Origin of the sequence: Pseudomonas sp. R76 (assembly GCF_009834565.1) — a bacterium.
Taxonomy (GTDB): domain Bacteria; phylum Pseudomonadota; class Gammaproteobacteria; order Pseudomonadales; family Pseudomonadaceae; genus Aquipseudomonas.
In genome coordinates this window covers 3,104,798-3,126,235 of the sequence record NZ_CP019428.1, presented here as the reverse complement: position 1 = coordinate 3,126,235, position 21,438 = coordinate 3,104,798, and the positions used below count along the sequence as shown (strand labels likewise).

Below are 21,438 nucleotides of genomic sequence, written 5' to 3'. Positions count from 1 at the left end.
TTTGCACAATCCCTCTGCCCTTCTGACGGTGACTTCAGCGGTCAACCATCAGGAGAAAGTGCATGTCATCGTTTCAAGGTATCTGGGTTCCCGTGGTCACGCCGTTTCATGACGGCGCCATCGACTTTTTTGGCCTGCGCCGCTTGGTCAGCCACCTGCTGGAAAAGCACGTGGCCGGGATCATGGTGTGCACCACCACTGGCGAAGCAGCCTCGCTCAGCCGTCAGGAACAGTTGGCGGTGCTGGATGCGGTATTGCAGCTGGTGCCCGCGCACCGCGTGGTGATGGGCCTGGCAGGCTACAACCAGATAGAACTGCTGCAGTTCCAACGCGAAATCCTCAAACGCCCGCTGGCCGGTTTGCTGGTGCCGGCACCGAGCTATATCCGCCCTTCCCAGGCCGGCCTTGAAGCATTCTTCCGCACGGTGGCCGATGCCTCCAGCGTGCCGATTATTCTGTATGACATCCCCTACCGCACCGGCGTGACCTTTGAACAGGCCACGCTGCTGAACATCGTCAAGCACCCGCGCATCGTCGCGATCAAGGACTGCGGCGGCAACCTGGCGACCACCTTGGCGCTGCTCGCCAGTGGCGATGTTGATGTGCTGTGTGGCGAGGACCTGCAGATGTTCAACGCGCTGTGCCTGGGCGCAAGTGGCGCGATTGCGGCCTCGGCGCATGTACGCACCGACGACTTTGTGGCGCTGTGCCAGCTCGTGCGGGATAACCAGCTGACTGAAGCCCGGTCAATTTTTTTCAAGTTGATACCGCTGATCAACACACTGTTTATGGAGCCTAACCCCGCGCCGGTGAAGGCTGCGTTGGCCCTGGAAGGCTTGTTCGGCAGTGAGTTGCGCGCGCCGATGCAAGTGGCCAGCACTGCCGTGGTAGAGCGGTTGCAGCAGGTTTTAGTGCGCGGCGTTTAAGCGTCAAAACCCGCCTCATGCGCCAAAAAAAGACATCCAACGGACCGCCCGGTTGCGACCGGCGCGATCCCGGCCTATGTTCCAAGCCATGCTTTGGATTTTCAGCAGTCCCCCCTCTCTACGCTCTCTCGTACCAGGTGACGACATGCCCACGCTTTCCCGCCCCGCCGTACTCGAACTGATCGGCAATACGCCGCTGGTAAAGGTCAGCCGCTTTGATACCGGGCTGTGCACGCTGTTCCTCAAGCTGGAATCGCAAAACCCCGGCGGTTCGATCAAGGACCGCATCGGCCTGGCGATGATCGACGCCGCCGAACGCGACGGCCGCCTGCGCCCTGGCGGCACCATCATCGAAGCCACCGCCGGCAACACCGGCCTGGGCCTCGCGCTGGTCGGCCGGGCCAAAGGCTATCGCGTGGTGCTGGTCGTGCCCGACAAGATGTCCACCGAAAAGGTGCTGCACTTGAAGGCCATGGGCGCCGAGGTGCATATCACCCGCTCCGACGTCGGCAAGGGCCACCCCGAGTATTACCAGGATGTAGCCGCGCGCCTGGCCAAGGACATTCCCGATTCGTTTTTCGCCGACCAGTTCAACAACCCGGCCAACCCGCTGGCCCACGAAACCAGCACCGCCCCGGAAATCTGGGCGCAAACACAGCACGATGTAGACGCAATTGTGGTGGGCGTCGGCTCGGCGGGCACCCTTACCGGCCTGACCCGCTTCTTCAAACGCGTACAACCGGAGCTGGCCATGGTGCTGGCTGACCCGGTGGGCTCGGTGATGGCTGAATACAGCCGCAGCGGCAAGATGCAAACCCCAGGCTCATGGGCTGTGGAAGGCATTGGCGAAGACTTCATCCCCTCGATCGCCGACCTCTCCAGCGTGCGCCACGCCTATTCCATCAGCGATGAAGAAAGCTTCGACCACGCCCGCCAGTTGCTCAAGGCCGAAGGCATTCTCGGCGGCTCGTCCACCGGTACCCTGCTCGCTGCCGCCCTGCGCTATTGCCGCGAGCAAACCGTACCGAAACGTGTGGTCACCTTCGTCTGCGACACCGGCACGCGCTACCTGTCCAAGGTCTACAACGACCAGTGGATGAACGACGCGGGCCTGCTGCAATACAAACACTACGGCGACCTGCGTGACTTGATCTCGCGCCGCTTCGAGGATGGCCGCGTGATTAGCGTCGGCCCCGACGACACCCTGCTCACCGCCTTCCAGCGCATGCGCCTGGCCGACGTGTCGCAACTGCCGGTGCTGGTGGACGGCCAGCAACTGGTCGGTGTGATCGATGAATCCGACATTCTGCTGGGCCTGCATCACGACGCCGCAGACTTTTCCATGACCGTCGCCAGTGCCATGTCCGACACCTTGCAAACCCTGGCCCCGAGTGCCAGCCTGGCAGAACTGCAGGCGGAACTGGATCGCGGCCTCGTCGCCATCATCGCCGACGCCTCAGGCTTCCACGGCCTGATCACCCGCGTCGACCTGCTTAATCACCTTCGGAGAACCCTTGCATGAGTCAGCCTGATAAAAGCGCCTTCGCCACCCGCGTGATCCACGCCGGGCAATCACCCGACCCGACCACGGGAGCGCTGATGCCGCCGATCTATGCCAACTCCACCTATTTGCAAGACAGCCCCGGCGTGCACAAGGGCTTTGATTATGGTCGTTCCCACAACCCCACGCGTTTCGCCCTGGAGCGTTGCGTCGCCGACCTTGAAGGCGGCAGCCAGGCGTTTGCCTTTGCCTCGGGGCTGGCGGCGATTTCCACCGTGCTGGAACTGCTCGACGCCGGTGCGCACATCGTCTCCGGCAATGACCTGTACGGAGGCACCTTCCGCCTGTTCGACAAGGTGCGCCAACGCAGCGCCGGGCACCGTTTCAGCTTTGTCGACCTGAGCGATCTGTCGGCGTTTGAAGCGTCGTTGCAAGACGACACGCGCATGGTCTGGGTCGAAACCCCAAGCAACCCGCTGCTGAGCCTGACGGACCTGAGCGCCATCGCGCGCATCTGTCGTGCTCGCGGCATTATCTGCGTGGCCGACAACACCTTCGCCAGCCCGTGGATCCAGCGCCCGCTGGAGCTGGGTTTCGACATCGTGGTGCACTCCACCACCAAATACCTCAATGGCCACTCCGACGTGATCGGCGGCATCGCCATCGTCGGCCATAACCCTGAGCTGGCCGAGCGCCTGGGCTTCCTGCAAAACTCCGTGGGTGCGATTGCCGGCCCGTTCGATGCGTTCCTGACCCTGCGCGGCGTGAAAACCCTGGCGCTGCGCATGGAGCGCCATTGCAGCAACGCCCTCGACCTGGCCACCTGGCTGGAACAGCAACCGCAAGTGTCGCGGGTTTACTACCCAGGCCTGCCGTCGCACCCGCAGCATGAGCTGGCGCGCAAACAGATGCGGGGGTTCGGCGGGATGATTTCGGTCGACCTCAACAGCGATCTGGCCGGCGCCACGCGCTTCCTGGAAAACGTCAAAATCTTCGCCCTGGCCGAAAGCCTGGGCGGCGTGGAAAGCCTGATCGAACACCCGGCGATCATGACCCATGCCAGTATTCGAGCGGCAACGCGGGCGCAGCTGGGCATTGGTGATGGGTTGGTGCGGTTGTCGGTGGGGGTTGAGGATGTGGAAGACCTGCGCGCCGACCTGGCACAGGCGTTGGCGCTGATCTAACCCTGACAGCTGATCGTTCCCACGCTCCGCGTGGGAATGCCGCCTGGGACGCTCCGCGTCCCGCCTGGAAAGGGTGACGCAGAGCGTCACGGGATACATTCCCACGCAGAGCGTGGGAACGATCGATGTCAGGCTGAGGTGATGTTGGCGCGCGCTGTGCAGCTTTTCTGATCGTTCCCACGCTCCGCGTGGGAATGCCGCCTGGGACGCTCCGCGTCCCGCCTGGAAAGGATGACGCAGAGCGTCACGGGATACATTCCCACGCAGAGCGTGGGAACGATCGATGTCAGGCTGAGGTGATGTTGGCGCGCGCCGAGTGCAGCTGATCGTTCCCACGCTCCGCGTGGGAACGCCGCCTGGGACGCTCCGCGTCCCGCCTGGAAAGGCTGACGCAGAGCGTCACGGGATACATTCCCACGCAGAGCGTGGGAACGATCGATGTCAGGCTGAGGTGATGTTGGCACGCGCCGAGTGCAGCTGATCGTTCCCACGCTCCGCGTGGGAACGCCGCCTGGGACGCTCCGCGTCCCGCCTGGAAAGGATGACGCAGAGCGTCACGGGATACATTCCCACGCAGAGCGTGGGAACGATCGATGTCAGGCTGAGTGATGTTGGCACGCGCCGAGTGCAGCTGATCGTTCCCACGCTCCGCGTGGGAACGCCGCCTGGGACGCTCCGCGTCCCGCCTGGAAAGGATGACGCAGAGCGTCACGGGATACATTCCCACGCAGAGCGTGGGAACGATCGGTATCAGGCTGAGGTGATGTTGGCGCGTGCGCTGTGCAGCTTTTTATAGCTGTCGATCAAGCGCAAATGCCGATCCAGGCCTTCCAGCTTCATGCTGGTCGGCGTCAAGCCATAGAAACGCACCGTGCCGTTCACCGAACCAATCACCGCGTCCATCCGCTCGTTGCCGAACATGCGGCGGAAGTTGGTCTCGTAATCCTCGAGTTCCAGATCCTCGTCCAAGTGCATCTCCAACACCGCATTCACCGCCTGATAAAACAGGCCGCGCTCAGCGGTGTTGTCGTTGTACTGCAGGAACATCTCCACGCACTCTTTCGCCTCTTCGTATTGCTGCAAGGCGAGGTAGATCAGCAGCTTCAACTCCAGGATGGTCAACTGACCCCACGCCGTGTTGTCGTCGAATTCGATGCCGATCAAGGTGGTGATGTCGGTGTAGTCGTCCAGCTCGCTTTCCACCAGGCGCTCAGCCAGCGCTTTAAGCTCGTCGTCGCTGAGACTGTGCAGGTTGAGGATATCGGCGCGGAAAAACAGCGCCTTGTTGGTGTTGTCCCAGATCAGGTCGTCCACCGGGTAGATTTCCGAGTAGTCCGGCACCAGGATACGGCAGGCGGTTGCGCCGAGGTGTTCGTACACTGCCATGTAGGACTCTTTGCCCATGCCTTCGAGAATGCCGAACAAGGTCGCGGCTTCCTGGGCGTTGGAGTCTTCGCCGTGGCCGGAGAAATCCCACTCGACGAATTCGTAATCCGACTGGGCACTGAAGAAGCGCCACGAGACCACACCGCTGGAGTCGATAAAGTGCTCGACGAAGTTGTTCGGCTCGGTCACCGCATGGCCTTCGAAGGTCGGCTGTGGCAAATCGTTCAAGCCTTCGAAGCTGCGGCCCTGAAGCAGTTCGGTGAGGCTGCGTTCCAGCGCCACTTCCAGGCTTGGGTGGGCGCCGAACGAGGCAAATACGCCGCCGGTGCGCGGGTTCATCAGGGTCACGCACATCACCGGGAATTCACCGCCCAGGGACGCGTCCTTGACCAGCACCGGGAAGCCCTGGGCTTCCAGGCCCTGGATACCGGCGAGAATGCCGGGGTATTTTGCGATCACTTCAGCCGGCACGTCCGGCAGCGCGAATTCGCCTTCGATGATTTCGCGTTTCACCGCACGCTCAAAAATCTCCGACAGGCACTGCACCTGGGCTTCCGCCAAAGTGTTGCCCGCGCTCATGCCGTTGCTGAGGTAGAGGTTTTCGATCAGGTTGGAGGGGAAGTACACCACTTCGCCGTCGGACTGGCGCACGAACGGCAGCGAAACAATGCCGCGTTCTTCATTGCCCGAGTTGGTGTCGTACAGGTGCGAGCCACGCAGCTCGCCGTCGCGGTTGTAGATCTTCAGGCAGTAGGCATCGAGGATTTCAGCCGGCAGTTCGTCTTTGCGGCCCGGCTGGAACCAGCGCTCATCCGGGTAATGCACGAACGGCGCGTTGGCCAGTTCCTCGCCCCAGAACTGATCGTTGTAGAAGAAGTTGCAGTTGAGCCGCTCGATAAACTCGCCCAACGCCGACGCCAGCGCGCCTTCCTTGGTCGCGCCCTTGCCGTTGGTGAAGCACATCGGCGAGTGGGCATCGCGGATATGCAGCGACCAGACGTTGGGCACGATATTGCGCCACGAGGCGATTTCGATCTTCATGCCCAGGCCCGCGAGAATGCCGGACATATTGGCAATGGTCTGCTCCAGCGGCAGGTCTTTGCCGGCGATGTAGGTGCCCGCCTCGCCAGTCGTATTCGGCATCAACAGCGCCTGGGCATCGGCGTCGAGGTTTTCCACCTCTTCAATCACGAACTCGGGCCCGGCCTGCACGACTTTCTTCACGGTGCAGCGGTCGATGGAACGCAGGATGCCCTGGCGGTCCTTGTCGGAGATGTCGGCAGGCAACTCGACCTGGATCTTGAAGATCTGGTTGTAGCGGTTTTCCGGGTCGACGATGTTGTTCTGCGACAGGCGAATATTCTCCGTGGGGATATTGCGCGTTTCGCAGTACAGCTTCACAAAGTACGCCGCACACAACGCCGACGAAGCCAGGAAGTAATCGAACGGACCCGGTGCCGAACCATCGCCTTTGTAGCGAATCGGTTGGTCGGCAATTACCGTGAAGTCATCGAACTTGGCTTCAAGCCGAAGGTTGTCGAGAAAGTTGACCTTAATTTCCATGCGGGCACACCAGAATAACGGGCTAAACAAATTGGCCGCCATTATGAAGATTTTCGCCGGGAAGTCTCAGGGTTTTCCGAATTGCCTGCCGATCGGTGCTAACGTTTCCCTCAACAGCACCCGGTGGCTCCCGTGACAAATACAGGCATAAAGGTCGCTCCTGTCAGCCCAGGCGAATGGACAGTTCTATGTCATCGGCAAATGGCACCGACAGATAGCCGTTCGCAGGCTCGCGCACATGTGCCAGGTATTCCGGGCAGTAGTTGGTGTTGTCGGCCACCACCCATGCGCCGGGGCGCAGGTGTTTTTCAACCAGGTTCAGCACGTCGCCATACAAGGCCTTGGCGCCGTCCAGCAGCAACAGGTCGACGGCTTCAGGCAAGTCGCTGGCCAGCGTCACGAGGGCATCGCCTTCACGGATTTCGATCAGGTCACTCACGCCGCCCTGGATGAAATGCTCGCGCGCCAGGGCGATTTTTGCGGGCTCGAACTCGCTGCCAATCAGCACACCGCCGCCGTTGTCGCGCAGTGCGGCGGCCAGGAACAAGGTGGACAGGCCAAACGAAGTGCCGAATTCAACGATAGCCCGCGCGTTGCTGCTGCGCGCCAGCATGTAGAGCAAGTTGCCGGTGTCGCGGGAGACCGGTAGCCACAGGTCCTTGAGTAGCGTGTAGAGCTCAAGGTAATCGGTTTTGCTGTGCATCAGGCGGTCGCGCTCTTCGCCGGATATATCGTTGAAGATCGGGCTGGTGCTTGCGTTGGCTTGTGCGTAGAGGCGTTCGATCAGGGGCGCCAATGGCGCGGTGGTCAGGGTCGTCATGATTGATTTCCGTCAGGTTGGGACTAAGATGCGACTAATCCGTCGCATTTAAAGTATGCGAGTGATTCGTCGCATTCGCTATTCGCGTTAGCCCCGCCGCTGGAGCCCCAGATGACAACCCGCCAGACCGCCCGTATTTCCTCACGCAAGCAGCCACAACAGGCACGCTCCACCGAACTGGTGGCGGCGATCCTGGAGGCGGCTATTCAGGTTTTGGCCAAGGAAGGCGCCACGCGTTTCACCACCGCGCGGGTGGCGGAAAAAGCCGGCGTGAGTGTGGGCTCGGTGTATCAATACTTCCCTAACAAGGCGGCGATTCTGTTTCGGCTGCAGAGCGATGAGTGGCAGCAAACCACGCAGTTGCTGCGCAGCATCCTCGAGCAAACCGACCTGCCGCCGCTGCAGCGCCTGCGCACCCTGGTGCATGCGTTTATCCATTCCGAATGCGAAGAAGCGCAGATGCGCGTGGCGCTCAACGACGCCGCGCCGTTGTACCGCGATGCGCCCGAAGCCGTCGAAGTACGTGCGGCAGGCCAGCGCGCATTTGAGGCGTTCATGCTCGAATTGCTGCCGGACGTGCCTGAACAGACGCGCGCACTGGCATGCGATTTGATCCTGACCACGCTCAGTTCGGTGGGCAAGGATTTTTCCGGCAGCCCGCGTACAACCAGCGAGATTGAGGCGTACGCCGAGGGTATGGCGGACATGTTTAGCGCCTACGCGAACGCGCTCAATCACCCCTGATTGTTTAACAAAGGCATAACTGAAGGTACACAAACGGCGATTGAACGCATCCGCGTGCGATGGGAGCATCGGCAGCCATGATTTCGCGCTTGTGTGTGTTCCGTCGCCAGCTGCAGCCTTCCTTCCCGAAGGTGCAGGCGCGTCCCTGCGAAAATCCGCTGTTCAATATCATCCTGGCCTTCTGGGCACTGTGGCATTGCCGCCATGCGCGCCCGCCCGATGCACACCTCTGATTAATCCGAACCGGCCTCGCCGGCATTCATTTATCAGAAGGAACATGCCATGACCGCAGCCATGCGCCCTGTCACCGGTGCTGCCCAGCGCAGCGCCTCGTATTACACCGCCAGCCTCAACGACGCCACCCACTACCCGACCTTGCACGGCCAGGTCAGTGTCGACGTGGTGATTATCGGCGGCGGCTTTACCGGCGTCGCCAGCGCGGTCGAGCTGGCCGAACGCGGGCTCAAGGTCGCGATTGTCGAGAGCAATCGCATCGGCTGGGGCGCCAGCGGGCGCAATGGCGGGCAAGTCACCGGCAGCCTGTCGGGCGACGAGGCCATGCGCGCGCAAATGCGCAGCCGCCTGGGCGCTGAGGTCGACGATTTTATCTGGCACCTGCGCTGGCGCGGGCATCAAATCATCGAGCAACGCGTCAATAAGTACGCGATTGCCTGCGACCTCAAGCACGGCCACTTGCATGCCGCGATGAAGCCCTCGCACCTGACCGAACTGCGCGCCTTTCACGATGAAGCGCAACGGCGCGGCATGGGCGATCAGGTCAGCCTGCTCGATCAAGCCGGTGTGCGTCGGCATCTGGGCAGCGAGCTGTACCTGGGCGCGCTGAAAAACACGCGCAACCTGCACCTGCACCCGCTCAACCTTTGTCTGGGCGAGGCGCGCGCGGCACACAGCCTCGGCGCGTTGATTTACGAGAACACCGAAGTGCTGCAGATCGTACACGGCGAGCGGCCTGCGGTGGTCACCGCCCTTGGCCGCATCGACGCGCGCCACGTACTGCTGGCCGGCGACGTGTACCACAAACTCGAACCCCAACAGCTCAAGGGCAAGATCTTCCCGGCCATGGGCGGCATCGTCACCACCGCGCCGTTGGGCGAACTGGCGCAGCAGATCAACCCAAACGACCTGGCGGTGTACGACTGCCGGTTTGTGCTCGATTACTACCGCCTGACCGGCGATGGCCGCTTGCTGTTCGGTGGCGGCGCCAACTATTCCGGGCGCGATTCACGCGACATCGCCGCGGAGCTGCGCCCGTGTATCGAGCGCACGTTCCCGGCACTCAAGGGCGTCGACATCGAGTTCCAGTGGAGCTGCGCGATGGGCATCGTGATGAACCGCATCCCGCAGCTGGGCAAGCTCTCGGACAATGTCTGGTACTGCCAGGGCTACTCGGGGCATGGCATCGCCACCAGCCACATCATGGGTGAAATCATGGCTGAAGCGCTGACCGGCACACTGGAAAAATTCGACACCTTTGCCGGCTGCAAACACATCAAGGTGCCGCTGGGCGATGTGTTCGGCAACCCGATGCTGGCGGTGGGCATGTGGTACTACCAGATGCTTGAGAAGCTGCGCTGAACGGCTCAGGGTTGAGTGGGCTGCTTGCGGTACATGCCGGTGAAAAAGTGGTCATTGTCCGGCGCCGCGTTGTGGTTGATCACCGCGAAGTTTCTCACCAGTTGAATGTGATACGGGCCGTTTGAACGCGGCGCCAGCGGCTCAGGCACGATGATCAGGTTCTCGGTTTCCATTGGCACGGTGTGGTGTGCAGTCACGATCTCCTGGCCGGTTGCGGTGGTTTTCAGGCGGATAGTGAACTCCGCCACTTCCCTGCCCTGGGCGTCGCGTTCAGGCAGGATGTGCACATCGAGGTCGCCATCACGCCCGAGGAAATCATCGCGCATCTGGTAATGCCCGCTGCGCTGATCGCGGGCCACATCAGTGGCTTTCTCGTAGTCGGGTTCGCGCTCTTCAGGCTGTAGCTGGATCACCCGTTCAGGTTTGGCGACTTTGGCTTCACGCACCCAGGTGCCGCCGTACTCGTAGGGCTCACGGTCACTGCGCGTGATCCGCCAGATGCCCGTCTGGTGGCCGTCGTCGGCGGATTCGAACAGGTAGAGGAAGTTGTCACCGTCACTCTCCTCTTTTTCCCCCACCAGTTGGATCGGCTGCCCGCTGCCGCTTCTGGTGTAGCGCAGTTCGCCAATAATCACCGCGCCTTGCTCCTGATACCAGAGTTGCACCGGTAGCGTGCCGTCCAGGGTGCCGGAGAGTGACTGCACCTCCTGATTGACCGGGCCTTCGAGGCTCGGCTGCTCATGCCACTGGCCGTCCTTCCATCCGCCGGTGGTGCGCAGCAAATAGCCACGCGGCATGCTGGAATTTTCGCCGAACTCGGTGGCCGGGACTTCTTCCTGGGTGTACGCGCTGAGCCGCTTGAGCTCGCCGTTGCGCATTTGCCATTGGGTCGAGCGTGTCCAGCAGCAACCACGGTCAACCTGCGAGAGCAAAGTGCCTTCGAACGGGCTGAGGGAGAACATGCCGCTGCTGGTTTCCCAAGCCAGTTTGGTCAAGGGCGCGTTAAGTACCCAACGCTGGGTGTGCGGCTCTTGCAGGTAAACATCGAACATCGGTTTGTAGCGCTGCGTCGGGTCGTTGCCATTGCGAATCGCCAGGTCCTGGCGCCCGTCCAGGTCGAAGTCAGCGAAGTACAGCAGGCTGAACGGCCCCAGCAGCCAATTGTCGATCTTGCCGTTTTGGTCCACCGGCACATTGGCGGCCGGCGAGTGCAGCTGCTGGAGGGTTTCAAGGGTGTTTTTATCGCGCACGGTAATCAGCGCGGGGACCAATTCGCCGGGGTCCTCGGGCACCTCCGGGAACAACACGTCGACCAGGTACTGGCCGCTGGGGTCATTGACCGACACCGAGCGTGGTTCGGCGATGGCAGTCGCCGTCAGGGCCAGGGAGATGAGCACACCGTTGAAGAGCGAACGCATCCAGCGCTTCCTTGCTGAGATTGGGGGGCGATAGTGTATGCGCTCAGTGCGCCGTAGACACTGGGTTTAAGCAAACGTTAAAGAAGCGTCGTTTCAAGTGCCTTTGTTGGGTGACACCCACCACGTCATCGCGCAGCGGCTACCGGGCTCGAAGCCGTGGGCGTACTCGTCGGCCAGGATGTCCGCCAGGCGCTTTTCGCCTGTCGGCTGAAAGCCTAGACGCGTGTAAAACGGAGCATTCCACGGCACGTGCCTGAACGTGGTCAACGTGACTGAACGCAGCAGGTTCGCGCGCGCACAGTCCATCGCAGTTTCCACCAACTTACGCCCCCAGCCCTGGCCTTGTATGGATTGCGCCACCGACAGTTCATGGATGTGTAGCGCATCAGCCTGACGTTCGGCGCTGAGAAAGCCATGTGGCTGGGCATCAGCGTCGACCACCACCCAACAGGTGGATAACGCAATCAGTTGACGGTGACGTTCGACGCTCATCGTGGTGGTGTCCGCCAGCCAGCTCAGGCCATCGATACGGCGGAATACCTGGGCGGCGCTCAACTCAACGCGCGGCAGCAGCGGCGCGTCTTCGGATAGGGCAAGACGAATGTGGATGTGCATGAATGACGAACTCGGGTGGTCGCAGGCGAAGATTAATGCTCAAGCTCGAATTGCTGAAACCCCAACCGTGCGACAGACAGCCAAAAATCCTCAACTTCGTCGTTGCAGATGAGATCCCAATCGAAGTCCGGGTTTTTGCCAAGGGTATAACTGGGGTTAGGGTTGTCGAGTTCAAGGTGAATCGAGAACACGAACAACGGAGCGCCAGACGGCGAATGTGTCCGACACAGTTGCATCAACTCGGCCATGTGCGTCTCACAATGCCGCTCGGCGAACCGAACTACCGCAGGCAAGTCATCCCAAGCCGCCTGAATCAGGTTCTGCACCGTCGCGAGCCGGATACGGGGCGACTCACACTCAGGGTGTTGAACGTAGATCAGCCGAGTTCCAAATTGGAACTCACACTGTGCGACACCCGTTCGTACGCGCCAATGGCCAAGCATGGACTCGCTCAATAGATCGATGTTCATCAACGTACGACTCACCCTGAGAGGACAACTCAAGCATTCTTGCTGATATCCGGCCGCGCAGTGTAAAAGCAAACGGTGTGCGCTTTCGAGCAAACCCCTATTTGCGCCTACGCATTCGCTGCTATGTTTCGCGCTCGATCAGGAAAGGATGTGCCATGGAACCGTTAGCGCCAAACGCAGCATTGGTGATCATCGACATGCAACAGGGCATGAACAACCCAACGCTTGGGCGTCGCAACAATCCCGACGCCGAATTGCATATGCAGCAACTGTTGGGCGCCTGGCGGCAGTCGCAGCGCGCGGTCGTCCATGTGCGGCACCTGTCGCGCACGCCCGGCTCGGTATTTTGGCCAGGCCAGCCAGGCTGCGAGTTCCAGGCTGAACTGGCGCCGCTCAAACATGAACATGTGCTGGAGAAGAACGTGCCGGATGCGTTTGCGGCCACGGGCCTGGAGCGCTGGCTGCACATGCGCGCGATCCGGCAGTTGGTGATCGTCGGCGTGATCACCAACAACTCCGTGGAATCCACGGCACGCTCCGCCGGCAACCTGGGTTTTGAAGTGATCGTGGCCGGGGATGCCTGCTACACGTTTGACCAAACCGATTTGTCCGGGCGGCTGTGGCCTGCCGAGGATGTGCATGCGCTGTCGCTGAGTAACCTGGCGATGGACTACGCCAGGGTGATCGAAACGGCCGAGATTCTCGCCGGTACTTAAGCGGTAAAGACGCCCGCCTCCACCAGCATTTCAACCAGCCCCTCGGGCCATACCGTTTCCTCGGTCAAGCGCAGCGCCTGGGCGGACCACCAGCGATGGTCCGCCATCACCTGGGTCTCTTCCTGCGTCCACTCGGCCCTGGACAGCGCCGCGCTGGCGGCGTGAACGATAAAGTAATGCTCGATCGCCAACACCGTCTCGCCGCTGGGCAGCATCAGCTCGAAGCTGCGCTCGGCCACAGATGCGTCCACGCCGCCGACCACAATCCCGGTTTCTTCGCGCAGCTCCCGGATCGCCGCCGCGTGGAAGCTTTCGCCCGCCTCGACACCGCCGCCTGGCGTGGCCCAGTAATTCCTGCCGGCCAGCGCGCCGTCTTTGTGCACAAACCGGAACAGCAGGACTTCCCCGGCGGGGTTTATAACCAGTAATCGTGACGCTTTGCGCTCGCGCATCGGCGCTACTCCTTGTTTATATGGGTTTGCAAATAGGCCTTCAGCAACAGTGTGGTCTGTTGCTCAAGCCCCGCTTCGAATGCAGGCGACGCGTTGCCCTCGAGCAAGGTCCGCACCGGGCCGACAATAGCGCTCAGGGCAATGCTCGCCGTCAGGACCGGGTCGTCAAACTGAGCATCCGTTGCCGTGCGCAACATCGCAGCAATCACCGCCACCATCCGCGCATTGATACGCGCGACCAATTCAGCACCGCCCCGCTCGCCTGCAATCGCATACAGCGCCTTGGACACGCCCTGGTCGCGCAGCTTGGCGTTGAGCAGCGCCGTCACCAGCCCGGACGCCATCTCGGCCACCGGCAGCTGTTGATGGCGGCTGCAGGCCAACTCGACCGCCTCGGCCACCCACTCCAAATGTTTTTGCAGCACGGCGGCCAGCAGCGCATCGCGGTTCGGGTAGTACTGATAGAGGCTGCCCACCGACATACCGGCGCGCTCAGCCACGCGGGTAGTGGTGCAGCGGATCAGGCCCTGCTGGGTCAAAACCTGAAGGGTTGCCGTGTGCAGCGCCTCGACGGTGGCGACGGAACGCGCCTGAACCGCTGATTTTCTTGGCTTTAGCGTGGCTTTGACGGTGCTCATGGAATGCGAATTCCAATATCTGAAGGATCCTTCATATTAGAGCCTTACTCCGATGACGCAAGGGTGACAGCAATGACGGGCTTGGCAAACAGCGGCACATTTACCTTGGGCGACCGCCAGGTCAACCGCATAGGCTACGGCGCGATGCAACTGGCCGGCCCCGGCGTATTCGGCCCGCCCAAGGATCGTGCCGGCGCGTTGGCGGTGCTGCGCGCGGCCGTCGCCGCCGGCGTCAACCATATCGACACCAGTGACTTCTACGGGCCGCATATCACCAATCAACTGATCCGCGAGGCGCTGCACCCGTACCGCGATGACCTCACCCTCGTCACCAAGATCGGCGCGCGCCGTGACAACGAAGGCGGCTGGCATGCCGCGCCGTCCAAGCAAGAACTGACACAAGCCGTGCATGACAACCTGCGCAACCTCGGGCTGGATGTACTCGACGTGGTCAACTTCCGCGCGTCCCATAACCTGATGGGCCCCGGCGAAGGTTCCAATGAGGCGCCACTGACCGTGCTGGCCGAGCTGCAACAGCAAGGCTTGGTGCGCCATATCGGCATCAGCAACGTCACCCCGACACAGGTGGCCGAGGCGCGCAAAATCGTCAAGTTCGTGTGCGTGCAGAACCTCTACAACATCGCCCATCAGCACGATAACGCGCTGATCGACGAACTGGCCCGCGACGGCATTGCCTACGTGCCGTTCTTCCCGCTGGGCGGTTTTACCCCGGTTCAGTCATCGACGCTGACACGTGTTGCCCAGCGGCTGGGCGTGACACCCAAGCAACTGGCACTGGCCTGGTTGCTGCGACGCTCGCCAAATATCCTGCTGATTCCCGGCACCTCATCGGTGGCGCACCTGCATGAAAACCTGGCGGTCGGCGAACTGGCGTTATCCGCTGAGACCTTCGCTGAGTTGAATGCCATCGCGGGCTGAAACCGGCGCTAGTCGGGCACCTCGGCTTCAACCGGGCGTGCCCGTTCACCGAGCCTTTCTACAAGCCTGACCAAATAACCATCCGGGTCCTGCAGCAGAAACTCACGCTGCCCGACCTCGACCTCGCCGGCCCTGTACCACACATCCTTACTTGCCTTGAACAAGGGATACGCCGCCGCGTCCAGCCGTTGAATCACTGGCAGTACCGCCGCCACGTCAATCTGCAGATTCATCCCGCGCCCGAATGGCCGCTCCAGCGCGGCGGTCAGCCATTGGTTGGCGAGCGGGTCGACTTGCTCAAGCATCACCTGGGCGCCGTCCAGATCGAGGTAGGCAAAGCCGTCTTCCAGGCGTTGATACGCGATCTTGAAGCCTACCAACGCCACCCAGAATTCGAGGCTGTCACTCAGGTTGCTCACCATCAATTCCGGGACCAGCTTATTTCTGTGCATCATCCTGCTTTCCTTGTAGCTGTGAGCAATTGCGCGATCTTCGTGCGCAGCTCGCCGTGCTTGGCTTCTGCGTAAGGCGTGGCGGTTTTCCAGTCGTAGAACCAGACCGGCATCTTGCGCTTGTCGTCCGGCTCCGTGGCGTAGCGAGGAAAGAGATGGCAGTGCAGCTCCGGCTCGGAGTTGCCGAGGATCTCGTAGTTCATGCGCAACGCGCCGGTCGCCGCCAGCACGGCGTCGCCAAGGCGGGCCATATCGAGCAGATAGGTCGCGCGGGCGTCGGCATCCAGGTCATTCAAGCTGGCCACCACCGGGTCGGGCAGCAGCAGGCAATAGCCCGGCAAAAACTGCACGTCGCCCATCACCGCCCAGCCCGAGGGCATGCGGCAGATAACCTTGTCGTTGGCGCCGTTGCGGGCCAGTGCTACACGTTGCGAAATCAGTGACATGCATTGTCCTTAATGATGACGTTCAACTCAGGCGAGCGAACATAACGTTGTTTTGGCAGGCTTCGCCATGTTTACTGACCGCAAGCGTTCCACCACAGGACATTGACCGATGCGAATCACCTGCCTGCACACCGCGCACAGCAACGTCGCCGTGTTTGACGCTGCTGCCCAAGCACTCGGCATCGGGCCTGATGTACTGCGCCATGCAGTGCGGCCCGACCTGCTCGCCGCCGCAGAGCAGGCCGGTGGCCTGACCATGCAGATTACCAACGCGACAATTTCGGCACTGCGCCTGCTGGCTGTTGAGGCAGATGCGGTGGTGCTCACCTGCTCAACCTTGGGGCCAGCAGTTGAAGGGCTTTCGACAAGCCTGAAGGTACCCATTCTACGCACCGATGAAGCGCTGGCCGCCGCAGCAGTCCAGGCCGGCGGCAACATCGCCGTCCTGTGTGCGGTGGAAACTACCTTGGCGCCCACCGCCCGCCTGTTCGAACACGCTGCGTCGGTGAATGTGCAACTGGTGTCAGGTGCCTGGGCGCTGTTCAAGGCGGGCGACCTTGACGGCTACCTGAGCGCCATCGCCAGCGCGGCAGACCGCGCCTATGTGGACGGTGCGAATGTCGTGGTCCTGGCCCAGGCCTCCATGAGCGGCGCCGCCGCACGAGTCACCGCAGGCCCGCCGCCCCTCACCAGCGCAACCGCGGGCCTGAGCGCCGCCGTGCTCACCGTCCTCAACTGAAGGGCTATCGCGCGCTAATCGATTGGAGCCAGGCGCTCAAAAGCCACCAACGGCTGGTGGACTCACCCTGGCGCGGCACATCGCGCAAGACATGCGGAGCATGATCGAGACTTCAGCTGTTCGGCTGACCTTGTGCAACCATCGCACGCCATGCCTGAACGCTGGGCCGCTCATTCATCCTGGCATGCCATGCGTGCAGCGCCGCGCATTCTTCGGGTATCGGCAGGCTCACCAGCGCGGCGAAGATCAACCCGCCCAGCAGCGCAATGTCGGCCATTGAAAATGCGTTGCCCGCCACATAGGGCTGAGTCGCCAGCAGCTTGTCGAAATAGTGCATGCCCCTGACCGCCTTGTCGCGCATGCGCCCGCCCCACTCGGCGTTTTGATACAGCTCGACCTCAGGTCCCAAACCAGGCGTTGCGTGGTGGAAATACACGCTGATCGCGTCCATCAGCTCGATCTCGGCGCGGCGGGTCATCATATGGATAAGGCCTTGCTCGGTCGCCGTTTTGCCGGTGAGCGTCGGTTGGCCATCGAGGGCATCCAGGTACTGCGTGATAGCGGTGCACTCGGCGATCAGCGTGCCGTCGTGCAACGCCAGCACAGGCAAGGTTCCGGAATAGTTGAGCGCCAGGAATGCGGGCTTTTTGTGCTTGCCTTCCCATAAGTTGACGGGCACGAACTCGACCTGCGAGAGCAAGCCTTTCTCTGCCAGTGCGATGCGCACACGTGCCGGGTACGGGCCGTTGTACCAGTCGTAGATTTTCATCGAAGGGGATGTGGAAGTGTCGGAATGAGGCTGTTGGAATGTCATGGGTTAATCGCCTACCTGTCAGATGGTAGGTAAAGATTGGAAGGTTTATCCGGCACTGTCAAGCACTACCTACCAGTTGGCAGGTAAAGCCGTGTGGGCGTAGAATCGCGCCATCCACCCATTCGATCTGAGGCATAAAACGTGAGCGAGAACGCCCGGGAAGCGATCCTGGAAGCTGCAAGAATCGCAGCCCAGCACTACGGCTACGGCGGCATCAACTTTCGCAGTATCGGCGAGACGGTCGGGATCAAGAACGCGAGTATCTATTACCACTTCCCGAGCAAGGCCGACCTCGGTGCGGCGGTCGCCAAGCGCTATTGGCAAGACGCCGTGAAGGCTCTGGAGGTGTTACGCGAGGAAAACCCCGAGCCGCTGCGCAGCTTGCAGGCCTACCCGAGCCTGTTTCGCAAATCCCTGGAAGACGGCAACCGGCTGTGCCTTTCCAGCTTCATGGCCGCCGAATACGTGGACCTGCCCGACGCCGTGCGCAGCGAAGTACTGGCGTTCGCAGACATCAATGTGGCGTGGTTGATGGCGCGCCTCACCGACCTCGGTGCAGGCAGCCCCGAGGTCTGTGAGCGACGCGCCCGCGCGATCTATTCGGCGATTGCCGGCGCGCAGCTGATTGCGCGTACGCGCGCCGACATCGGTCTGTATGACGAACTGGTCCAGAGTTACCAGGACACGGGGCTCATCCCGGCATAACGGGCCCCAGGCCGACTTGCAGCAGGTAGCCTTCGAGCCTTTCGAGCGCAGCCGAGGGTACGACTGCGCCGATATAACCGTCAGGGCGCACCAGCACCCAGTCGCCAACGGCCAGCGCATACGCACGTTGCAACTGCCCATGCTCATCCACCAGCTCACACTGCGGGCCGATGTGGTGGATATGCAGCCCCGGCCGAGGCGACACGGCACCGGGTGTAACGCCATAGCCCAGCAGCGTCCAATGCGTGCCTTTGTACAGGTCGAACAGGCGCAGCGCTTGGCCGCTGGCGCCGCGCAGTTGCGCATCCGGCGCGCGGTCACCCGCCAGCAGGTTGCCGGTGCGCTCGGCATGCTGCAGCGCGAGTGATGTTTGCGCGTAGCCGAGATCCAGTTGATGCACTTCCCTGCCCCGGCGCATGTCGCCACGCTGCATGCCATCGAGCAGTTTGGTCGACAAGCCCAGTACCGAAGCGGCTATCGGGCGCCGCTCTTCTTCGTAACTGTCGAGCAGCGTTTGCGGTGCACCGTGGGCCACCGCCGCCAGTTTCCAGCCCAGGTTGTAGGCGTCCTGCACGCTGGTGTTGAGGCCTTGGCCACCGGTTGGCGGATGGATATGCGCAGCGTCCCCAACCAGAAACACCTGGCCGACACGGTAATGATCAGCCAACCGCGCATTCATGTTGTAGGCCGAGGCCCAGGACACCGAATGCACTTGAATACCATCGCGCCCGGTGCGCTCGGCCAGGATCGCCGTCAGCCCTTCGGCGCTGAGGTCGATGTCAGCCTCCAGCGGGATCGGCGCCTGAATCTGGAACAACTCGGTGCCGGCCAGCGGGCACACGGCGATCTGCCGGAGCATGTCGCCTTCGCCGAAACGGTGCCAGCAATCGGCTGAGAGGCCGGACAAGCGCACATCGGCAACCAGCGCACGCACGCCCAGCGTTTTGCCGGGGAAGCCGATATCCAGGGCGTGGCGCACAAAACTGCGGCCGCCATCGGCGCCCACCAGCCAGCGCACACGCACAGAGTGTGTGCTGGTATTGTCGGCCAACTGTGCGCTGACACCCTCGGCGTCCTGCTCGAACGCCACCAACTCGCAGGCAAATTCCGGCGCGTGGCCCAGCTCCAGCAGGCGTTCGCGCAGCACGCGTTCGGTGAGAAATTGCGCCACCATCAACGGCTGTTGATACGGCTCGGCCGACGTCGGCGCGTTGTGTTCAATGGAATTGGCCTCGCTGTAGCTGCCATCGTCGCGGTAGCGCCGCTCAGTCGGATAGACTCCACCCACAGCGAACAGGCGATCCAGAATCCCCAGGTCTTCGAACAGTTCCTGAGAGCGCGGCTGAATGCCCTTGCCCCGCGAACCGTGAAAAGGCTCGGCGTTTTTCTCGATCAGGCGAAAGCTGATACCGCGGCGTGCCAGGTCAATCGCCAGGGTTAAACCGGCCGCACCGGCACCGCAAATCAGTACATCAACAGCGCATTGCTCGTTCATACGGATCACCTATATGTGCAATACGCACATATTAAGATGGAGAAACACGGTGTCAAGAAAAAGCGTGCAAAACGCACATATCAGCGCACAACTGCGAGACCTGCATGACTCGCTGGTGGAAATTGTCGGGGTGATGAACCGCCCCCAGCGTGACGAGGCGATGGTGCGCGAGGCCGGGATTTCCCTGGACCGCGCGCTGTTTCCACTGCTGGTGCTGGTCGAGCGGCTCGGCCCGATTGGCGTGGTTGAACTGGCCGACCGCGTGGGCCGTGACTACACCACCGTCAGCCGCCAGGTGGCGAAACTCGAAAGCCTGGGCCTGATCCTGCGCCAGGAAAGCGCCGTGGACCGCCGCGTGCGTGAGTCGGTCATCACCGAAAAAGGCAAGGCCATGACCGACCGTGTGGATGACGCCCGCGAGCGCATGGGCGTGTCGATCTTCTCGACCTGGGACGAAGGCGATTTCGAAAACCTGGTGCGCCTGATGCGCAAGTTCGCCGCGGACATCAAGGACGATTCGATACTGGCAACCAAAGATATACGCTGACCCGCCGCAGCTCGGGATTACCACGCTAACGTCACGCCGAAACGAGCAGTTTTGCACCCGGTAAAATTCCAGGACAAAAACTATTTTTGTTGTACACAAAATATCGCTAAAGATTTAGCGTGCCCGAGCCGAAGCAGCAGTGATAGCAAATCGCCCTCCCTGCTGATGGTCGTATCGATGAAAATAAAAAACAAGCTGGTGCTCGCGTTCGTCTCCGTGGCGTTTATTCCGGTCAGCCTGGTTGCGGTGATTTCCGTGATGAACACTCGGACCCAGGCGGTCGAGCAGTTCATTGACGGCAGCACCCGCGAAATACGCCAGATCGACGGCAATATCCGGCAGTTTTTCGATGGCACGCTGCAGAACGTCGATCAAATGTCCGCCGATCCTGTATACACTTCCGTGAACACTCTCAAGGATTACCAGCCCGCCAACGCCGCCAGCCAACCGCTGCCGGCGCAGGCTAAGCAGGTGATCGACCAGTTCGCCCGGTTCGGCGCCAGCCATCCTTCGGCGGCGATCCTGTCCATCGGCCTCGAAGACGGCACCTACGCCAAATGGCCCGATGACCCGCAACTGGCCAAGTACGACCCGCGCACCCGCCCTTGGTACAAGGCCGCCATGGCCAGCCCGAATAAAACCGTGCGCACGCCGGCTTACTATTACGACAAAGATGACGTCGCCCTGGTCGGCACCGCCCGCGCGCTGCTGGACACCAACGGCAAGGCCAAAGGCGTGTTCGTGGTCAGCGTATCGCTGAAGAACCTCACCGAATTACTCAAGAGCATCAAGCTGGGTGAAAGCGGCTACGTGATGCTGATCGAAGACGGCGTGGTGCTGGTTGACCCGCGCGATGCCGCGCACAACTTCAAGCCGCTCAAGGACCTCGGCGCGCCCTATGCGCACTTGGCGCAAACGCCGCAAGGCTCGACCGAAGTGGTCATCGACGGTGTGCGTTACATGGCCAACGTGTGGACCTCGCCGGGCCTGGGTTGGCGCTATGTCGGGCTGATCGAATACAACGAAGTGATGGCCGCCGCCACGCGCATGACCTACCTGACCACTGCGATCGTGGCGGTGCTGGTGCTGATCTTCGGGTTGATTGCGGCGGCGTTCTCCAAAGTCATCGTCAAGCCGATCGGTCAGGTCAGCACCGGCTTGCAGTCCATCGCCCAAGGCGAAGGCGACTTGCGCCACGAATTGCAGGTGCAGGGCAAGGATGAAACCGCTGAGCTGGCGGGCTGGTTCAACAAGTTTCTCGCCGCGATCCGC

At 61.6% G+C, this 21,438-nt stretch carries 22 protein-coding genes and 1 pseudogene; 12 read left to right on the top strand and 11 right to left on the bottom strand.

What is annotated here, in order from left to right; genetic code table 11:
- Positions 1-62 precede the first annotated feature (62 nt).
- From dapA to PspR76_RS14170, 3 genes are all read left to right on the top strand, one after another.
- Positions 63-926, top strand: a complete 864-nt coding sequence (dapA, locus tag PspR76_RS14180; RefSeq protein ID WP_159956192.1) for a 4-hydroxy-tetrahydrodipicolinate synthase — start codon at positions 63-65, stop codon at positions 924-926.
- Between the two features lie 145 nt (positions 927-1,071).
- The gene (locus tag PspR76_RS14175) at positions 1,072-2,448 is read left to right on the top strand and encodes a pyridoxal-phosphate dependent enzyme (RefSeq protein ID WP_159956190.1); all 1,377 of its coding nucleotides are present in this window, start codon (positions 1,072-1,074) and stop codon (positions 2,446-2,448) included.
- Positions 2,445-3,611 (top strand): cystathionine gamma-synthase, encoded by a 1,167-nt coding sequence (locus PspR76_RS14170; RefSeq protein WP_159956188.1) that lies wholly within the window; start codon positions 2,445-2,447, stop codon positions 3,609-3,611. The genes PspR76_RS14175 and PspR76_RS14170 overlap by 4 nt, the downstream gene beginning before the upstream one ends.
- A 750-nt stretch (positions 3,612-4,361) precedes the next feature.
- On the opposite strand, the gene PspR76_RS14155 is transcribed toward PspR76_RS14170, so the two are convergent.
- Together PspR76_RS14155 and PspR76_RS14150 are read right to left on the bottom strand one after the other, a co-directional pair.
- The gene (locus PspR76_RS14155; protein WP_159956186.1) at positions 4,362-6,560 is read right to left on the bottom strand and encodes an OsmC domain/YcaO domain-containing protein; all 2,199 of its coding nucleotides are present in this window, start codon (positions 6,558-6,560) and stop codon (positions 4,362-4,364) included.
- Positions 6,561-6,723: 163 nt separating this feature from the next.
- Positions 6,724-7,380 (bottom strand): O-methyltransferase, encoded by a 657-nt coding sequence (locus tag PspR76_RS14150; RefSeq protein WP_159956184.1) that lies wholly within the window; start codon positions 7,378-7,380, stop codon positions 6,724-6,726.
- Between the two features lie 111 nt (positions 7,381-7,491).
- Between PspR76_RS14150 and PspR76_RS14145 the strand changes: the two genes are divergently transcribed.
- From PspR76_RS14145 to PspR76_RS14140, 3 genes are all read left to right on the top strand, one after another.
- Positions 7,492-8,124: a TetR family transcriptional regulator gene (locus PspR76_RS14145; RefSeq protein ID WP_159956182.1), complete on the top strand. Its 633-nt coding sequence runs from the start codon at positions 7,492-7,494 to the stop codon at positions 8,122-8,124.
- Positions 8,125-8,201: 77 nt separating this feature from the next.
- Positions 8,202-8,357 (top strand): hypothetical protein, encoded by a 156-nt coding sequence (locus PspR76_RS31045; RefSeq protein ID WP_174245624.1) that lies wholly within the window; start codon positions 8,202-8,204, stop codon positions 8,355-8,357.
- A gap of 49 nt (positions 8,358-8,406) precedes the next feature.
- On the top strand, positions 8,407-9,720 hold the full coding sequence (locus tag PspR76_RS14140) for an NAD(P)/FAD-dependent oxidoreductase (protein ID WP_159956180.1): 1,314 nt from the start codon (positions 8,407-8,409) through the stop codon (positions 9,718-9,720).
- A 5-nt stretch (positions 9,721-9,725) separates the two neighbouring features.
- Here PspR76_RS14140 and PspR76_RS14135 read toward each other — a convergent pair whose 3' ends face one another.
- From PspR76_RS14135 to PspR76_RS14125, 3 genes are all read right to left on the bottom strand, one after another.
- Entirely contained in the window at positions 9,726-11,138 is a 1,413-nt protein-coding gene (locus PspR76_RS14135; protein ID WP_159956178.1) for an XAC2610-related protein, read from the bottom strand.
- 93 nt (positions 11,139-11,231) lie between these two features.
- A complete protein-coding gene (locus PspR76_RS14130; protein ID WP_159956176.1) occupies positions 11,232-11,753 on the bottom strand; it encodes a GNAT family N-acetyltransferase in 522 nt (173 codons plus the stop codon).
- Between the two features lie 32 nt (positions 11,754-11,785).
- Entirely contained in the window at positions 11,786-12,223 is a 438-nt protein-coding gene (locus PspR76_RS14125; protein WP_159956174.1) for a hypothetical protein, read from the bottom strand.
- 155 nt (positions 12,224-12,378) lie between these two features.
- Here PspR76_RS14125 and PspR76_RS14120 point away from each other — a divergent pair, with 155 nt between their 5' ends.
- A complete protein-coding gene (locus PspR76_RS14120; RefSeq protein ID WP_159956172.1) occupies positions 12,379-12,939 on the top strand; it encodes a cysteine hydrolase family protein in 561 nt (186 codons plus the stop codon).
- On the opposite strand, the gene PspR76_RS14115 is transcribed toward PspR76_RS14120, so the two are convergent.
- Together PspR76_RS14115 and PspR76_RS14110 are read right to left on the bottom strand one after the other, a co-directional pair.
- Entirely contained in the window at positions 12,936-13,391 is a 456-nt protein-coding gene (locus tag PspR76_RS14115; RefSeq protein ID WP_159956170.1) for an NUDIX hydrolase, read from the bottom strand. The two genes, PspR76_RS14120 and PspR76_RS14115, sit on opposite strands and share 4 nt — an antisense overlap.
- Before the next feature lie 5 nt (positions 13,392-13,396).
- Positions 13,397-14,029 carry a TetR/AcrR family transcriptional regulator gene (locus tag PspR76_RS14110; protein ID WP_159956168.1) on the bottom strand — a complete coding sequence of 211 codons (633 nt, stop codon included), beginning with the start codon at positions 14,027-14,029 and terminating at the stop codon, positions 13,397-13,399.
- Positions 14,030-14,101: 72 nt separating this feature from the next.
- On the opposite strand from PspR76_RS14110, the gene PspR76_RS14105 reads away from it, so the two are divergent.
- Positions 14,102-14,968 (top strand): aldo/keto reductase family oxidoreductase, encoded by an 867-nt coding sequence (locus tag PspR76_RS14105; protein ID WP_159956166.1) that lies wholly within the window; start codon positions 14,102-14,104, stop codon positions 14,966-14,968.
- 8 nt (positions 14,969-14,976) lie between these two features.
- Here PspR76_RS14105 and PspR76_RS14100 read toward each other — a convergent pair whose 3' ends face one another.
- On the bottom strand, positions 14,977-15,423 hold the full coding sequence (locus PspR76_RS14100) for a bleomycin resistance protein (RefSeq protein WP_159956164.1): 447 nt from the start codon (positions 15,421-15,423) through the stop codon (positions 14,977-14,979).
- Positions 15,420-15,866, bottom strand: coding sequence for an HIT family protein (locus tag PspR76_RS14095; protein WP_159956162.1), 447 nt, complete (start codon positions 15,864-15,866; stop codon positions 15,420-15,422). Before PspR76_RS14095 ends, PspR76_RS14100 begins: the two co-directional genes overlap by 4 nt.
- A 109-nt stretch (positions 15,867-15,975) precedes the next feature.
- Here PspR76_RS14095 and PspR76_RS14090 point away from each other — a divergent pair, with 109 nt between their 5' ends.
- Entirely contained in the window at positions 15,976-16,605 is a 630-nt protein-coding gene (locus PspR76_RS14090) for an aspartate/glutamate racemase family protein (protein ID WP_159956160.1), read from the top strand.
- Positions 16,606-16,717: 112 nt separating this feature from the next.
- On the opposite strand, the gene PspR76_RS14085 is transcribed toward PspR76_RS14090, so the two are convergent.
- Entirely contained in the window at positions 16,718-17,419 is a 702-nt protein-coding gene (locus tag PspR76_RS14085; protein WP_159956158.1) for a glutathione S-transferase, read from the bottom strand.
- 141 nt (positions 17,420-17,560) lie between these two features.
- Between PspR76_RS14085 and PspR76_RS14080 the strand changes: the two genes are divergently transcribed.
- The gene (locus PspR76_RS14080) at positions 17,561-18,124 is read left to right on the top strand and encodes a TetR/AcrR family transcriptional regulator (protein WP_159956156.1); all 564 of its coding nucleotides are present in this window, start codon (positions 17,561-17,563) and stop codon (positions 18,122-18,124) included.
- Here PspR76_RS14080 and PspR76_RS14075 read toward each other — a convergent pair.
- The gene (locus PspR76_RS14075) at positions 18,111-19,619 is read right to left on the bottom strand and encodes an FAD-dependent oxidoreductase (protein WP_159956155.1); all 1,509 of its coding nucleotides are present in this window, start codon (positions 19,617-19,619) and stop codon (positions 18,111-18,113) included. The two genes, PspR76_RS14080 and PspR76_RS14075, sit on opposite strands and share 14 nt — an antisense overlap.
- A gap of 64 nt (positions 19,620-19,683) precedes the next feature.
- Between PspR76_RS14075 and PspR76_RS14070 the strand changes: the two genes are divergently transcribed.
- Together PspR76_RS14070 and PspR76_RS31680 are read left to right on the top strand one after the other, a co-directional pair.
- Positions 19,684-20,166: a MarR family winged helix-turn-helix transcriptional regulator gene (locus PspR76_RS14070; RefSeq protein WP_237235760.1), complete on the top strand. Its 483-nt coding sequence runs from the start codon at positions 19,684-19,686 to the stop codon at positions 20,164-20,166.
- Between the two features lie 165 nt (positions 20,167-20,331).
- Positions 20,332-21,429: pseudogene (locus PspR76_RS31680) on the top strand (cache domain-containing protein); the annotation flags it as partial.
- Positions 21,430-21,438: the final 9 nt, after the last annotated feature.